The 14992-nt window shown below is 71.8% G+C and carries 13 protein-coding genes; 9 read left to right on the top strand and 4 right to left on the bottom strand.

Annotated elements, in window-relative coordinates; genetic code table 11:
* Nucleotides 1-28 precede the first annotated feature (28 nt).
* Together MOJ79_RS06695 and MOJ79_RS06690 are read left to right on the top strand one after the other, a co-directional pair.
* On the top strand, nt 29-1714 hold the full coding sequence (locus MOJ79_RS06695; protein WP_241923432.1) for an AMP-binding protein: 1686 nt from the start codon (nt 29-31) through the stop codon (nt 1712-1714).
* Entirely contained in the window at nt 1711-3468 is a 1758-nt protein-coding gene (locus MOJ79_RS06690; RefSeq protein ID WP_241923431.1) for a thiamine pyrophosphate-binding protein, read from the top strand. The genes MOJ79_RS06695 and MOJ79_RS06690 overlap by 4 nt, the downstream gene beginning before the upstream one ends.
* A gap of 9 nt (nt 3469-3477) precedes the next feature.
* Here MOJ79_RS06690 and MOJ79_RS06685 read toward each other — a convergent pair whose 3' ends face one another.
* Nucleotides 3478-3897 carry an acyl-CoA thioesterase gene (locus MOJ79_RS06685; protein WP_119286752.1) on the bottom strand — a complete coding sequence of 140 codons (420 nt, stop codon included), beginning with the start codon at nt 3895-3897 and terminating at the stop codon, nt 3478-3480.
* Nucleotides 3898-4008: 111 nt separating this feature from the next.
* Between MOJ79_RS06685 and MOJ79_RS06680 the strand changes: the two genes are divergently transcribed.
* Entirely contained in the window at nt 4009-4992 is a 984-nt protein-coding gene (locus MOJ79_RS06680; RefSeq protein WP_259374360.1) for a ketopantoate reductase family protein, read from the top strand.
* 36 nt (nt 4993-5028) lie between these two features.
* Here MOJ79_RS06680 and MOJ79_RS06675 read toward each other — a convergent pair whose 3' ends face one another.
* On the bottom strand, nt 5029-5778 hold the full coding sequence (locus MOJ79_RS06675) for an amino acid ABC transporter permease (protein ID WP_241923430.1): 750 nt from the start codon (nt 5776-5778) through the stop codon (nt 5029-5031).
* Nucleotides 5779-5796: 18 nt separating this feature from the next.
* Nucleotides 5797-6630 (bottom strand): basic amino acid ABC transporter substrate-binding protein, encoded by an 834-nt coding sequence (locus tag MOJ79_RS06670; protein ID WP_241923429.1) that lies wholly within the window; start codon nt 6628-6630, stop codon nt 5797-5799.
* A gap of 221 nt (nt 6631-6851) precedes the next feature.
* Here MOJ79_RS06670 and MOJ79_RS06665 point away from each other — a divergent pair, with 221 nt between their 5' ends.
* From MOJ79_RS06665 to MOJ79_RS06645, 5 genes are all read left to right on the top strand, one after another.
* A complete protein-coding gene (locus tag MOJ79_RS06665) occupies nt 6852-7004 on the top strand; it encodes a hypothetical protein (RefSeq protein WP_162910281.1) in 153 nt (50 codons plus the stop codon).
* A gap of 163 nt (nt 7005-7167) precedes the next feature.
* Nucleotides 7168-8235 carry an amidohydrolase family protein gene (locus MOJ79_RS06660; RefSeq protein ID WP_241923428.1) on the top strand — a complete coding sequence of 356 codons (1068 nt, stop codon included), beginning with the start codon at nt 7168-7170 and terminating at the stop codon, nt 8233-8235.
* 35 nt (nt 8236-8270) lie between these two features.
* The gene (locus tag MOJ79_RS06655; RefSeq protein WP_241923427.1) at nt 8271-9239 is read left to right on the top strand and encodes a Bug family tripartite tricarboxylate transporter substrate binding protein; all 969 of its coding nucleotides are present in this window, start codon (nt 8271-8273) and stop codon (nt 9237-9239) included.
* A 16-nt stretch (nt 9240-9255) separates the two neighbouring features.
* Nucleotides 9256-10500 (top strand): flavin-dependent oxidoreductase, encoded by a 1245-nt coding sequence (locus MOJ79_RS06650; protein ID WP_241923426.1) that lies wholly within the window; start codon nt 9256-9258, stop codon nt 10498-10500.
* A 196-nt stretch (nt 10501-10696) separates the two neighbouring features.
* Complete coding sequence (locus MOJ79_RS06645) at nt 10697-12589, top strand: hypothetical protein (protein ID WP_241923425.1); 1893 nt, start codon at nt 10697-10699, stop codon at nt 12587-12589.
* A 362-nt stretch (nt 12590-12951) separates the two neighbouring features.
* Here MOJ79_RS06645 and MOJ79_RS06640 read toward each other — a convergent pair whose 3' ends face one another.
* Nucleotides 12952-14643: an IS1634 family transposase gene (locus tag MOJ79_RS06640; protein ID WP_241923514.1), complete on the bottom strand. Its 1692-nt coding sequence runs from the start codon at nt 14641-14643 to the stop codon at nt 12952-12954.
* Here MOJ79_RS06640 and MOJ79_RS06635 point away from each other — a divergent pair.
* Nucleotides 14636-14980, top strand: coding sequence for a DUF2238 domain-containing protein (locus tag MOJ79_RS06635; protein WP_336606315.1), 345 nt, complete (start codon nt 14636-14638; stop codon nt 14978-14980). The genes MOJ79_RS06640 and MOJ79_RS06635 overlap by 8 nt on opposite strands.
* Nucleotides 14981-14992: the final 12 nt, after the last annotated feature.

The raw sequence follows: 14992 nt of genomic DNA, 5'->3' as shown, positions 1-14992 counted from the left end.
GCGAGAAGGACCACGACAGGAGACGACCGTGCCCGAACCCCGCCTGATCCTCGACCACGTCTACGCCCACGAGGCCGCGCACCCCGAGCGCATCTACCTGACGCAGCCGCTGGGCGGCGGTCGCGTCAGCGACTACAGCTGGCGCCAGGTGCTCGACCAGTCGCGGCGCATGGCCGCGCACCTGCAGTCGCTGGGGCTGCCGCGCGGGGCGCGCGTGGCGATCCTGTCGAAGAACTGCGCGCACTTCGTGATGGCCGAGCTGGCGATCTGGATCGGCGGCTACACGACGGTGGCGATCTTCCCGACCGAGACCGCCGAGACGATCCGCTACGTGCTCGAGCACAGCGAGGCGAGCCTGCTGTTCGTCGGCAAGCTCGACACCTGGGAGCAGCAGCAAGGCGGCGTGCCGGCGCACCTGCCGCGCATCGCGCTGCCGCTCGCGCCGGCGTCGGCACTCGCCGAATGCGAAGGCTGGGACGCGATCACGACGCGCACCGCGCCGATCGGGGGCCGGCCGGCGCGCACCGCCGACGAGCTCGCGATGCTGATCTACACGTCGGGCTCGACCGGCACGCCCAAGGGCGTGATGGTGCGCTTCGACGCCTTCACGCGTGCCGCCGAGGGCATCGCCGCCGACATCCGCGCGCGCGTCGGGCCGGGCGAGAGCCGCTCGCTGTCGTACCTGCCGCTGGCGCACAGCATGGAGCGCTCGTGGGGCGAAGGCGCCTCGCTCGTCGACGGCGACACGCACCTGTTCTTCGCCGAGTCGCTCGACACCTTCGTGCAGGACTTGAAGCGCGCGCGGCCGACCGTGTTCATGTCGGTGCCGCGGCTGTGGCTGAAGTTCCAGCTCGGCGTGTTCGCGAAGATGCCGCCGGCCAAGCTCGATCGGCTGCTGGCGATCCCGATCCTCGGCCGGATCGTCGCGAAGAAGGTGCTCACCGGCCTCGGGCTCGACGCGGTCAAGGTCGCCGGCAGCGGCTCGGCGCCGCTGCCGCCCGACCTGATCCGCTGGTACCGGCGCCTGGGGCTGAAGCTGTACGAGGGCTACGGGATGACGGAGGACAACTCGTACTCGCATTCGTCGCGCGAGGGCTTCGCCGAGCCCGGCTACGTCGGCGTGCCGCTGCCCGGTGTCGAGGTCAAGCTCAGCCCCGAGGGCGAGGTGCTGATCAAGTCGCCCGGCCAGTTCAGCGGCTACTACAAGCAGCCCGAGCTGACGGCGGCGTCGTTCACCGACGACGGCTTCTTCCGCACCGGCGACCTCGGCGAGCGCCGCCCCGACGGGATGCTGCGGATCACCGGCCGGGCGAAGGAGCTGTTCAAGACCGCCAAGGGCAAGTACGTGGCGCCGGCGCCGATCGAGAACCTGATCAACGTGCACCCGATGGTCGAGCTGTCGATGGTCTCGGGCGTCGGCCAGCCGGCCGCGTACGCGCTCGTCGTGCTCGCCGAGGACCTGCGCCCGAAGCTCGCCGACCCCGCGGTGCGCGCCGACGTGCAGCGCGAGATGGCGGCACTGCTCGAGCGCGTCAACGCGCAGCTCGCCGACCACGAGAAGCTGCGGATGATCGTGATCGCAAAGGAGCCGTGGACGATCGACAACGGCTGCCTGACGCCGACGATGAAGATCAAGCGCGCCGCGATCGAGAAGTCGGTCGCCGACCGCGTCGAGCGCTGGTACGCCGAAGGCCACCGTGTGGTGTGGGCATGAGCGCGGCTGCGACGGTGCCCGTGCGCCACGGCGGCGACCGCGTCGCGCAGGCGCTCGTCGCGCACGGCGTCACGCACCTGTACACGCTGTGCGGCGGGCACATCTCGCCGATCCTCGCCGGCGCGAAGGCGCGCGGCGTGCGCGTCGTCGACGTGCGCGACGAGGCCACCGCGGTGTTCGCCGCCGACGCCGCGGCGCGGCTGAGCGGTGTGCCCGGCGTCGCGGCAGTGACGGCCGGGCCCGGCATCACGAACACGATCACGGCGCTGAAGAACGCGCAGCTCGCGCAGTCGCCGCTCGTCGTGCTCGGCGGCGCGGCGCCGACCGCGCTGCAGGGGCGCGGCGCGCTGCAGGACATCGCGCAGCGCCCGCTGGTGGCGCCGCACGTCAAGCGCTTCATCGCGTGCCGGCGCGTGCGCGACCTCGGCCCCGCGGTGGCCGACGCGTTCGCGCTCGCGCGCGCCGGCGTGCCGGGGCCGGTGTTCGTCGAGGTGCCGGTGGATCTGCTGTACGACGAGGCGCTGATCCGCCAGTGGTACGCCGACGCCGCCGGCAAGGGCACGGGCCTCGCCGACCGCGCGCTGCACTGGTACCTGAACCGCCACGCCGAGCGCCTGTTCGCCGGCAGCGGCGACACCACGCCGCCGGCGGTGCAGCCCGTGACCGTGCCGCAGGCCGGCGACGCGGCGCTGTCGCGCGCGGCGGCGGCGCTCGCAAAGGCGCAGCGGCCGCTGATGGTCATCGGCAGCCAGGCCGTCGTCGACGCGGGGCACGTCGGCGCGCTCGCGCAGGCCGTCGAGCGGCTCGGCGTGCCGGTGTACCTGTCGGGCATGGCGCGCGGCCTGCTCGGCCGCGACCACCCGCTGCAGATGCGCCATGCGCGCCGCCACGCGCTGCGCGAGGCCGACTGCGTGCTGCTGGCCGGCGTGCCGTGCGACTTCCGCCTCGACTACGGCCGCCACGTGCGCCGCCGCGCGACGCTCGTCGCGGCCAACCGCAGCGCGCGCGACGCGCGGCTGAACCGCCGCCCCGACATCGCGCTGATCGGCGACGCCGGCCACGCGATCGCGCGTCTGGCCGAGCGCGCGGCCGCGGCGCCCGCGCGCTGGGCCGAGTGGCTCGCGACGCTGCGCGGGCGCGACGCGGCGCGCGAAGCCGAGATCGACCGCGACGCCGCCGTGCGCGGCGAGTTCGTCAACCCGCTCGCGCTGTTCCGTGCGCTCGACGCCGAGGCCGCCGACGACGCCGTGTTCGTCGCCGACGGCGGCGACGTCGTCGGCACCGCGAGCTACATCCTGCGCCCGCGAGGAGCCCTGGGCTGGCTCGACCCCGGCGCGTTCGGCACGCTGGGGGTGGGCGCCGGGTTCGCGCTCGGCGCGGCGACGGTGCGCCCCGGGCGCGAGGTGTGGATCGTGTTCGGCGACGGCGCCTGCGGCTGGAGCCTCGTCGAGTTCGACAGCTTCGTGCGGCAGGGCATCCCGGTGATCGCGGTGGTCGGCAACGACGCCGGCTGGACGCAGATCGCGCGCGAGCAGGTCAAGATGCTCGGCGACGACGTCGGCACCGTGCTCGCGCGCACCGCGTACCACGAGGTCGCCGCCGGCTTCGGCGCCGCCGGGCTGCTCGTGCAGCGCGACGACGACGTGCGCCCGGCACTGCGGCACGCGCGCGAGCTCGCGCGCGCGGGCCGGCCGGTGCTCGTCAACGTCTGGCTCGACCGGACGTCGTTCCGCGAGGGGTCGCTGTCGATGTAGGCCTGCAGCTCAGCTGCACAGCGCCTTGATGTCCTCGGGGATCGGGATCGCGCGGATGCGGTCCGGGTCGGCCGGGTCGCGCATCACGAACGCGCGCACCTCGGTGCCCTCGCACAGCACGACGTCGCCGCGCTTGACGACGTGGCGGTGGCGGAACGTCTTCGCGGCCCACTCCTCGATCGTCGTGTGGACCTCGATCGTCTCGCCGTAGGTGGCCGGCTTGTAGAACTTCGTGTGGATCTCGAGCAGCGGCGTGCCGACGATGCCACGCGTCTTCAGCAGCTCGCGCCACGGCGGCACACCGCAGGCCATGAAGAACGCGAGCGATGCCTCGTCCATCCAGCGCGAGAAGTTCGGGAAGAAGACGATGCCGGCGGGGTCGCAGTCGCCGAAGTGGACGTCGACGCGGTGGACGTGGCTCTTGCTCATGGGTCGGTCTCTTCTCACTCCTGGGGGTATTGTCGGCGAGCCGGCGCACGCGCGCCGCCGCCGGCGCGGCCGACGCACGAGGTACAAACGCGCACCGACACGACGCCCCCGATGCCCGTCCCCGACGCCCCCACCCCATCAACACCGCGCGACGACGCGACGCCGCGCCGCACCACGATCGTCGGTGCCGGCGCGGTGGGCAGCTACTACGGCGCGATGCTCGCGCGCGCCGGCGAGCCCGTCACGCTGATCGCGCGCGACGCACACGTGCGCGCGATAGCGGCGCACGGGCTGCAGCTGCACCACGAGGGGCGCGTCGAGACGGTCGCGCTCGACGCAACGACCGACCCCGCCGCGGTGCGCGGCGCCGACCTCGTGCTCGTGTGCGTGAAGTCGAACGACACCGAGGCCGTCGCGCGCCAGATCGCGCCGCACGTCGCCGCCGACGCCGTCGTGCTGAGCCTGCAAAACGGCGTCGACAACGCGCCGGCGATCGCGCGGCACGTGCACGCGACGGTGGCGCCGGCGGTGGTCTACGTCGCCACCGAGATGCCGGCGCCCGGTGTCGTCGTGTACCACGGCGGCGGGCGGCTCGTCGTCGGCGCGCCCGACGCGGCGGGGTGCGACGCATCGGCGCGTGCCCTGCGACGCGCGATCGAGCGCCTGGCCGACGCGGGCGTGCCGGTGGAACAGGTCGCCGACGTGCGCCCCGCGCTGTGGATGAAGCTGCTGCTCAACTGCGCCTACAACGCGGCGTCGGCGCTGACGCAGGCGCCATACGAGCGCATGGCGCGGCTGGCACCGGTGCGCGAACTGCAAGTCGCCGTTGCGCGCGAGGTCGTCGCGGTCGCGCTGGCCGACGGCGTCGCGCTGGCGCTCGACGAGGCGATCGCCGGCATCGAGCGCATCGCGCAGACGATGCCGGCGCAGCGCTCGTCGACCGCGCAGGACGTCGCGCGCGGGCGGCCGACCGAAATCGACCACCTCAACGGTTTCGTCGTACGCCGCGGCGCCGCGCTCGGTGTGGCCACGCCGGTCAACCAGGCGTTGCACGCGCTGGTCAAGCTCGTCGAGGCGGGCGACCGCAGCGGCTGAGCCGGCGCGGGTGTCAGCGCCCGCGCGAGTACCGGCTCAGCGCCCGCGCAGGTGCGCCGGCGCCTCGAGCTTCTTGGCCAGCAGCGACAGGCTCCAGGTCAGCAGCAGGTACATCGCCGAGATCGCGAGGTACGGCTCCCAGTAGCGCGAGTACGCGCCGGCCACCGTGCGCGCCGCGAGCGCCAGTTCGGCCAGCCCGATCGCCGACACCAGCGACGAGTCCTTCGTCAGCGTGATCGCCTCGTTGACGAAGGCCGGCACCATGCGGCGGAACGCCTGCGGCAGGATCACCAGCCGCAGCGTCTGCGCGTGGTTCAGGCCCAGCGCCTGCGCCGCCTGCCACTGGCCGGCGGCGATCGATTGGATGCCGGCGCGGAAGATCTCCGAGATGTACGCGCCGGCGTTGAGCGTCAGCGCCAGCACGCCCGACAGGAACGCGCCGTGGTTCTGGCGGAACGTGCGCGCGAGCTCGCCCGAGACGAGCAGCCCGTCGTCGGGGTGCACCAGCATCGGCATCAGCGCGAAGTGCACGAGCAGGATCTGCACGAACAGCGGGGTGCCGCGGAAGAACGTGACGTAGGCCGAGACGAGCCACTGCAGGCCGTACAGCGGCCAGCGCCACGGCGAGCGCGGCAGCGGCTGGTCGCGCGACGACGACACCAGCCCCGACAGCAGGCCGAGCACCATGCCCAGCGACAGCGAGACGACGGTGAGCATCACCGTCATCGCGAGCCCCTGCGCGAACAGGGGCCCGTAGCCGGCGAGGATGCCCCAGCGCAGGTCCATCGGGCCTCCGGGTGACGCTTACTTCTTCTCGCCGAAGTGCTGCGCGTAGATGCGGTCGTAGGTGCCGTCGGCGCGGATCTCGGCCAGCCCCTTGTTGATCTTCTCGAGCAGCTCGGTGTTGCCCTTCTTCACCGCGATGCCGTACTGCTCGGGCTCGAACGCCGGGTCGTTGATCGTGCGGAACTTGGCCGTCGGGTGGTTGGCGACGTAGTTGATGACGACGCCGTTGTCGGCGACGACCGCGTCGACGCCACCCGCCTCGAGCTCCTTGAGCGCCAGCGGCGTCGACTCGAAGCGCTTGACGTTGGTGTTCGTCTTGCCGAGCAGCTTGGTGACGACCTCGTCGCCGGTGGTGCCGGTCTGCACGCCGACCTTGAGCTTCTTCAGGTCGTCGAACTTGGCGACCTTCGACTTCTCGGGCACCGCGATCAGCTGGTGCGCGTCGAAGTACGGGTCGGAGAAGTCCATCGTCTGCTTGCGCTCGTCGGTGATCGTGATCGACGAGATCAGCAGGTCGCGGTCGCCCTGCTGCAGCGAGTTGAAGATGCCTTCCCACGGCGTGTTGACGAACTTGACCTCGATGCCGGCCTTCGCGGCGATCGCGTTGAGCAGGTCGACCGAGAAGCCGACGATTTCGCCCTTCTCGTTCTGCGACTCGAACGGCGCGTACGCGGCATCGGTGCCGACGGTGTAGACCTTGACGGGCGCGGGCGCCGGCGCCGGAGCCGCGGCCTGCGGCGCCGGGGCGGGCGCCGGCGCGGGTTCGGGGGCCTTGCCGCAGGCGGCGAGCAGCACGCCGGTGAACAGCGCGGCCGAGGCGCGCAGGAAGCGGCGGTGGGACAGGGACGTCATGACGGGAGCTCTCCGTGTGGGGTGGTGATCGGACGCTGGGCCGGTCGCGGCAGCGGTGCATGGCCCCGCCGACCGGGGCCGCGGCGCCGCCCGCCGCGGGCGACACGAACCCCCCGATTCTGGAGCATGGCGCGACCGCCCTCCTCGCCCGCCCGCGCGCGTCGGGTGGCCCACCGGATCGCGGGGTTGACCCACCGGGCGTGCCTCCAGAGCATCACGCCATGGACAAGCCGCAACGCCGCCCCGCCAACCCTGCGCCCAGCGCTGCCGAGGCGCTGCAGGCGTGGCAGGAGCTCAAGCAGCGCCTGCAGCAGCTGCACGCCGAGCTCGAGTACCTGCGCCTGCTGATCAAGCTCGGCGTCGGCCCGCGCTGAGCGCGGCGGCCGAAGCGCCCCGTGCTCGCGGGGCCGGTACTTTCCCGTGGCCCCTGCGCCGCCGCACGCACTGAGGTAACGTGCGCCGCCGCGCCGCCTTACCGGCGCGCTGCGCCGGGGCGTCACGCCTCGCGTCGACGACAACTGACGAGGAGACCCCCGCATGCTGCTGCCCGACCCCGCCTCGACCCGGCGGCCCGCACCGGCGCCCTACAAGCGCATCGCGACTGAGGAGGCCTTTGCGCCACCGGCGATGCTCGACATCTACCGGCGCCTGCTCGAGCGCGGCGACGCCGACGCGGGCTTTCGCGGCCTGATGGGCTTCTACATGACGAGCCCGAGCGAGCGTGCGCGCCACATCATGCGCTGCCTGACCGACCTCGACGCGCTGCGCCTGGCGCACATGGACGCTGCCGGCATCGACATGCAGGTGCTCGCGCTGACCTCGCCCGGCGTGCAGGTGATGGACAGTGCTACCGCCGTCTCGTTCGCGCGCGAGGCCAACGACTTCCTCGCCGACGCGATCCGCCGCCACCCGACGCGCTTCGCCGGCATGCTCGCGGTGGCGCCGCAGGACCCGGCCGCCGCGGCGAAGGAGATCGAGCGCGGCGTCAACCGGCTCGGCATCCACGCGGTGGTCATCAACTCGCACACGCAGGGCGAGTACCTCTCGGACCCGAAGTTCTGGGAGATCTTCGAGGCCGCGCAGGCGTACGACACGCCGATCTACCTGCACCCGAACGCGCTGCCCAAGGGCATGTACGAGCCGTTCTATGAGTGCGGGCTGGACGGCGCGATCTACGGCTTCGGCGTCGAGACCGGTCTGCACGCGCTGCGCATCATCACCGCCGGCGTGTTCGACCGCTTCCCGAAGCTGCGCATGGTCATCGGCCACATGGGCGAGGCGCTGCCGTTCTGGGCCTACCGCATCGACTACATGCACCGCGCCACCGTCGCGTCGCAGCGCTACGCCAGTGTCAAGCCGCTGCAGCGCCGGCCGAGCGAGTATCTGCGCGAGCACTTCTACATCACCAACAGCGGCGTCGCGTGGGAGCCGGCGGTGAAGTTCACGCAGGACTTCATGGGCAGCGACCGCGTGCTGTATGCGATGGACTATCCGTACCAGTACGCCGTCGACGAGGTCGGCTTCCTCGACGCGATGGACATGCCGCTGGCGGACAAGACTCGCTTCTTCCAGACCAACGCACAGGCGGTGTTCAAGATCGCCTGAGACCCGCCGCAACGACGACAAGCCGAGGAGACCCGATGCTTTCGAACCTTGTTCGCGCCGCCGTGGCCGGCGCCGCGCTGGCGCTGGCCGCCTTCGCCCACGCGCAGACCTACCCGACGCAGAACGTGCGCATCATCGTGCCGTTCACGCCCGGCACCGGCATGGACACGATCGCGCGCACCGTCGCGCCGAAGCTGCAGGAGCGGCTCGGCCAGCCGGTGGTCGTGATCAACCAGCCGGGCGCCAGCGGCAACATCGGCGCCGACCAGGTCGCCAAGGCCGCCCCCGACGGCCACACGATCCTGATGGGCGCGAACACGATGCTGATCGCGTCGCAGCTGTACAAGAACGTGCCGTTCGACCCGCTGAAGGACTTCGCGCCGGTGTCGATGGCCGCCTGGGGCTCGCTGATGCTGGTGGCGCACCCGAAGACGGGGTTCAAGTCGCTCGCGGACTTCGTCGCCGCGGCGAAGGAGCGGCCGGGGCACATCGTCTACGGCTCGCCGGGCGTGGGCACGCCGCACCACATGGCGATGGAGCTGTTCAAGGCGCAGACCGGGCTGTTCGTGCTGCACGTGCCGTACCGCGGCACGGCCGGCTACACGCAGGACCTGCTCGGCGGCGAACTGATGGTGGGCTTCCTGCCGATCCACGTCGCGCAGGGCATGGTCAAGTCGGGACGGCTGGTGCCGCTGGCGGTCGGCAGCGCGAAGCGCCACCCGATCGCGCCCGACGTGCCCACGTTCGCCGAACTCGGCATCAAGGGCGTCGACGTCGACCTCTGGTACGCGTTCTACGTGCCGGCCAAGACGCCGGAGGCCGTCGTGCGGCGGCTCAACACCGAGATCGCGTCGATCCTGCAGCTGCCCGACGTGCGCGACGTGCTCGCCAAGGCCGGCATGGACGCCGCGTCGTCGACGCCGCAGGAACTCGCCGCTCAGGGAGCGAAGGACTACCCGATGTGGGGCGCGCTGATCAAGCGCAACGGCATCACGCCCGACTGACGCCGGGCGAAGCGCCATGCAGCACCCCCGCGTGATCGTCGTCGGCGGCGGCATCGCCGGGCTGGGCTTCGCGCTCGCGCTGCACCAGCGCGGCCTCGCGTGCGACGTCTACGAGGCCGTGCCCGAGGTGCGCGAGCTCGGCGTGGGTATCACGCTGCTGCCGCACGCGATGCGCGAGCTCGCGGCGCTGGGCGTGCAGCCGCAGCTCGAGGCCGCGGGCATCGAGAACGAGGAAAGCGCCTTCTACAACCGCTTCGGCCAGCTGATCTACCGCGAGCCGCGCGGCCGCCACGCCGGTTATCCGCTGCCCGAGATCGGCATCCACCGCGGCCGGCTGCACCGCATCCTGTACGAGGCCGCGCTCGAGCGGCTGGGCGCGCAGCACGTGCACACCGGCTGCCGCTGCATCGGCGTCGAGCAGGACGAACGCGGCGTCACGGTGCACTTCACCGCGCCCGATGGCACGCGGCGCGAGCCGGTGCGCGGCGACGTCGTCGTCGCCTGCGACGGCGTCAACTCGGCGGTGCGCCGGCAGTTCTACCCCGACGAGCGGCTCGCCTTCGCCGGCATCAACACCTGGCGCGGCGTCACGCGCCACGCACCGATCCTCGGCGGCCGGACCTACCTGCGCATCGGCTCGATCGAGACCGGCAAGATGGTGATCTACCCGATCGTCGACGACGTCGACGACCAGGGCCGGCAGCTGATCAACTGGATGGCCGAGATCCAGGGCGACCGCGCGCAGATGAACGACTGGAACCGCCCGGGCGAACGCAAGGACTTCGAGGCGATCTTCGCCGACTGGCGCTTCGACTGGCTCGACGTGCCGAAGCTGATCGCCGACGCCGACCAGGTGCTCGAGTACCCGATGGTCGACAAGGACCCGGTCGGGCGCTGGACCTTCGGCCGCGTCACGCTGATGGGCGACGCGGCGCACCCGATGTACCCGCGCGGGTCGAACGGCTCGGCGCAGGCGCTGATCGACGCGCGCACGCTGGCCACGCTGCTGGCCGCCGGCGGCGACCCGCTGGCCGCGCTGCAGCGCTACGACGACGAGCGCCGGCCGGCGACCGCGCGCATCGTGCAGACCAACCGCACGACGCCGCCCGACTACATCAACATCCTCGTCGACCGGCTCAGCGGCGGCAAGCCGTTCCGCCACATCGACGACCTGATCAGCCAGGACGAGCTGCGCCGCATTTCCGACGAGTACAAGCGCATCGCCGGCTTCTCGCACGACGCGGTGCGATCCACCGGCTGAGCGCTGGCGCACGGCGGTGCGCACGCCCGACCGCCACGGCCGCATTTCGGTGGTGCCGCGACAATCGCGCGCGTCGCCGCCCGTCTGCCTGCTCGTGCCCTTGCCCGCCACCCCCGCCCTCCACGCCCTCCACGCCCGGGCCAGCGAACAGCCCAGTTCCCCCTCGCCGCGACGGCCCGACCGCGCGCCGAGCGTCGTGCGCGCTCTGCGCTCGGCAGCGGCCACGGCCGTGCTCGCGCTGGCCGCCCTGCTGCCGCCGGCGGTCGCCGCGGCAGGCGGCTGGTCGACGACGCGGCACGACGGCGTGCACTGGCTCGTGCAGCCCGACGGGCAGCGCTTCTTCTCGCTGGGCGTCAACACCGTCAACGGCGGCGACGACGACGACAAGGCACGCACCGGACGCGCCTACTTCTGGGGCCGCCACCACCCGTCGCTCGCCGCGTGGGGCACAGCCACCGAGCGGCGCCTGCGCGCGTGGGGCTTCAACACGGCCGGCGGGTGGTCCGACGAGTCGGCGGTGATGAGCCTGCCGCTGGTGCCCGAGATCGACCTCGGCCGCAAGGCCCAGCTGCACTGGTACGACATCTTCGACCCGCAGAAGGCCGAGACCACGCGCGCCGTCGCGCGCGAGATCGTCGCCGCACAGCGCGGCAACCCGCGCGTGATCGGCCGCTTCACCGACAACGAGGTCGGCTGGTGGAGCTCGCCGCTTTTCCTGTGGCACCTCGAGCTCGACTGGCAGTTCTCGTCGAAGCAGGTGCTGTGGCAGCTGCTGCACGACCGCTACGACGGCCGCTGGGAGCGGCTGCTCGCCGACTTCGTGCCGGTTTCGCCGGGGCTGGACTCGTTCGAGCGGCTCAAGGCGCGCGGCGCGGCGCTGAAGCTGCGCCCCGGCGGCCAGGGCATCCACGCGATCGCCGCGTTCACGCGGCTGATCGCCGGACGCTACTACCGGCTCGTGCACGACGCGCTGCGCGACGCCGACCCGCGCGCGCTCGTGATGGGCGACCGCCTGCCGCTGTACTACAACCAGGACGCCGTGCTCGCGCAGCGCGGCCTCGTCGACGTGCTGTCGACCAACTACAACGTCGACGTGCCCGACGGCTGGGTCGCGCCGTACTACTTCGAGGGGCTGCGCGACCTCTCGGGCGCGCCGGTGCTGGTGTCGGAGTTCTTCTTCGCCGCCGACGAGAACCGCAGCGGCAACAGCAACAACGGCCACCTGATGCACGTGAAGACGCAGGCCGAGCGCGTGCGCGGCGCCACCGCGGCGATGCGCCACTTCGCGTCGTTCCCCAACGTCGTCGGCGTGCACTGGTTCCAGTACTACGACGAACCCACCGGCGGGCGCAGCGACGGCGAAGACTTCAACATGGGCCTGGTCGACATCCACGACCGGCCGTACGAGGAGCTCGTCGCGGCGTTCGCGGCGCTGAACCCGACGCTGCCCGCGCTGCATGCGCAGGCGCGCTGGGCCGACCACGCGCCAGTCTCGAAACCGCGCACGATCCGCCGCGCCACCGGCACGCTCGACGCGGCCGACAACTCGCTGCTCGACTGGACCGACAAGGCCGGCACCCGCCTCGTTCGCTTCTCGACGCCGGCGCCGTACGTACCGTTCGGCGACGTGCACGTCGCGTGGAGCGACCGGGGCTTGCACGTCTTCCACATCGGGCAGAACCACGTCGACCTCGACCTGCTGGCCCACGACGGCGAGTTCCCGCTGTCGGAGACGTACCGCCTGCGCATCACGGTGGACGCCGGCGCCGGCGAACGCCGCTACGCGCTGCACCTCGCGCCGCGCACGCACCCGACGGCGCCCGAACGCTTCGTGCTCGTGCCGCAGCTGTGGCGCTACAACGGCGAGCGACCCGTCGAGCGGCTCGACCCGCGCGGCCTCGCGCAAGTCATCGACACGCTGCTGCCGCACGTGCAGGTCGAAGCGCTGATCCCGCCGTCGCTGCTCGGTGTCGAGAAGCTGCAACCCGGGCAGACGGTGCGCCTCGCGATCGAGGTGACCAAGTTCTACCGCGAGCTGACGATGACGCTCGGCCCCGACGTCGCGGTGCTCGAACGGGCGCCCGAGTAGTCAAAGCCATGCCGTCGAGCGGGCGACCCGAACGGCCTGGGCGCCGGCCGGCACGACGCACCGGGACGCCAACGAAAGCCCCCTCGGGCAGCAGGCGTTTCGGCTCCTCGGGCTCTTCCTTGCGGTCGCAACGCAAAGTGTCGGTGGAACCGGGGCCACTTCAGCCGCCGCCGCCCCCCACACGCTGGCGTTCCAGCAAGTGGTGTAACTCCACAAGCCACAAGGGCGCGGCAAGGTGCGCAGGGCGTAGCCCGAAGCAGCTTGCCGCGCCCTTGTGAAGTTACACCACTTGCTGGGACGCCAGCTTCGACACCAAGCGACGCAACCTATTGATCTGTATAGGGCAGCCGCTCGGATTGCCACTACAACAGGCTCATCTGGGGGTCGGGCGTGGGCTTCTTGAGCTTGAGCGCGGCCAGCACGCTGGCCTGTTCGTGGTTGATGGTGGAGATGCCCTGCAGGGGCACGCCGTCGTTGATGCAGACGGTGTGACGCTGCACGCGGCGCAGCCGCTCCAGCGCCGCGTCGGGGCTCAGGCTGCGGCCCGCGAGCTTGAGCCGCCGGCGCATCACCCGGTACAGGATCAGCGCCATGAAGCAGATGCTCGCGTGCGCGCGGATGCGCTCGGGCAGGCGGTGGAACACCGGCGCGATCTCGATCTCGGACTTCAGCACCCTGAAGCCGCGCTCGATGTCGGCCAGGCTCTTGTAGCGGGCGACGATCTCGGCCGCATCGAGGTCCGGCACGTTGGTCACCAGCAGCAGCTTGCCGTCCATCGTCTCGGCGCGCTCGAGCATGCGCTCGTCGATGGCGTAGGTGAAGAGTTCCGCCTTCAGGTCCACCCGCACGATGCTGGCCAGGCGCGCATCGCTGACCTCGTGGAAGAACCGCGCCTTGGCGCCGCAGTCGCTGAGCTTCCTGCCGCGGTGGACCTCTCCGGCGTCCTGGCCGTCGAGCTTGCCGGCCAGCTGGGCGGCGCGGGCCTCGAGTTCGGCGATGCGCTGTCGCCGCAGCTCGGTCTGCTCGCGCGCCCGCTCGGGGTGGTGGGCCACCACCAGACGATGCCCCTGCCAGCGCACCTCGTCGATGACCTCGCTCGTGGCGGCGTCCATCCTGGCGCGCAGCGGCTGCAGCAGTTCGACGAAGTCCCCATAGCGGCGACCCGGAACGGCCAGGATGAACTCCAGCGGCTTGCCGCCGCTGTCCTTGAGCTGGCAGAGCTCGTCGATGTTGTCCACCGACAGCAGCCCCCGGTCGGCCACGACGATCAGCCGGCGGATGTGCGGGTAGCGCCCGAGCACCTTCACCAGCGTGGGCTTGAGCGTGGCGACCTCGGCCGTGTGGCCGTCGAAGACCTCGTGGTAGATCGGCATGCCGCAGGCGGTCTGCACCACGCCCAGCATGAACTGGCGGGCGACGACGCCTTCCTTGGACATCCCGTGGTGGCGCACGTCGCCGTCTTGCTCGCTCAGCCCTTCGGTGCGGATGGTGGTCAGGTCGTAGAAGACCACCGACAGCTCCTCGTCGATCAGCGGGCGCAGCAGGTGCGCCACGGCCTCGTCGACCGCGCCCTGATGGTCCATCAGCGCGTCCATGCTGCGCAGCAGCTGCTGGTGGGTCAGCTTTGCGGCGTCGATGCCGGGCATGCTCACCGTCTGCAACCAGCGCAGCACGCCGAGCTTGGAGTCGGGGTCGCACAGGCGGTTGAAGACCATCACGCGAAGAGCGTGCTCGACCGGCGTGGTGTAGCGGGCGCGGCGGAAGACGCCCGCCAGCGCATCGAAGCCCAGTTCGCGCCACAGCTGATCGAGCGCCCAGACGTCGCCCAAGGCCAGCGCGGACTCGAAGCGCACCTGCGGCGTGGCGGTATCTCGAGGACCATGGCCGCGCGCCTTGAGCAGCGCGTGCAGCAGCTTGTCGACCTGGCCGCCGTTCTCGTCGACGCGCCCGAGGGTGGCCAGGTTGCGCTGGCGCGGCTGGCCGTTGGCGTCGCGGAACGACTCCACGAGCTGGGCGTAGGTGTGACCCCTGACGCGCGTGAGCTTGATGAACACGCGCGACCCGTACGACAAGATCGGCCACTTCATGCAGGGCTTCGTGCCGGCGCTGGCGGCGCGCGAGGTGCTGCGGCGCGGGCAGTTCGTGCGCGGGCGGCGCATGCTCGCGTTCCTCGTCGTGTGCGTGGTGCTGGCCATCAGCGCGACCTACGAGCTGATCGAGTGGGCCGCGGCGCTCGCGCTGGGCCAAGGTGCCGACGAGTTCCTCGGCACGCAGGGCGACCCGTGGGACACGCAGTCGGACATGTTCTTCGCGCTGATCGGTGCCGTTGCCGCCCTGCTCGCACTGTCGCGCCTGCACGACCGGCAGCTGCGCACCGTCGGCGTGGCTTGAGGCACCGCCCCG

This window comes from Calidifontimicrobium sp. SYSU G02091, from assembly GCF_022631395.1.
GTDB classification, from domain to species: Bacteria; Pseudomonadota; Gammaproteobacteria; order Burkholderiales; family Burkholderiaceae_C; genus Calidifontimicrobium; species Calidifontimicrobium sediminis.
The sequence above is the reverse complement of the archived record's forward strand: the minus strand, read 5'-3'. Positions and strand labels throughout refer to the sequence as shown.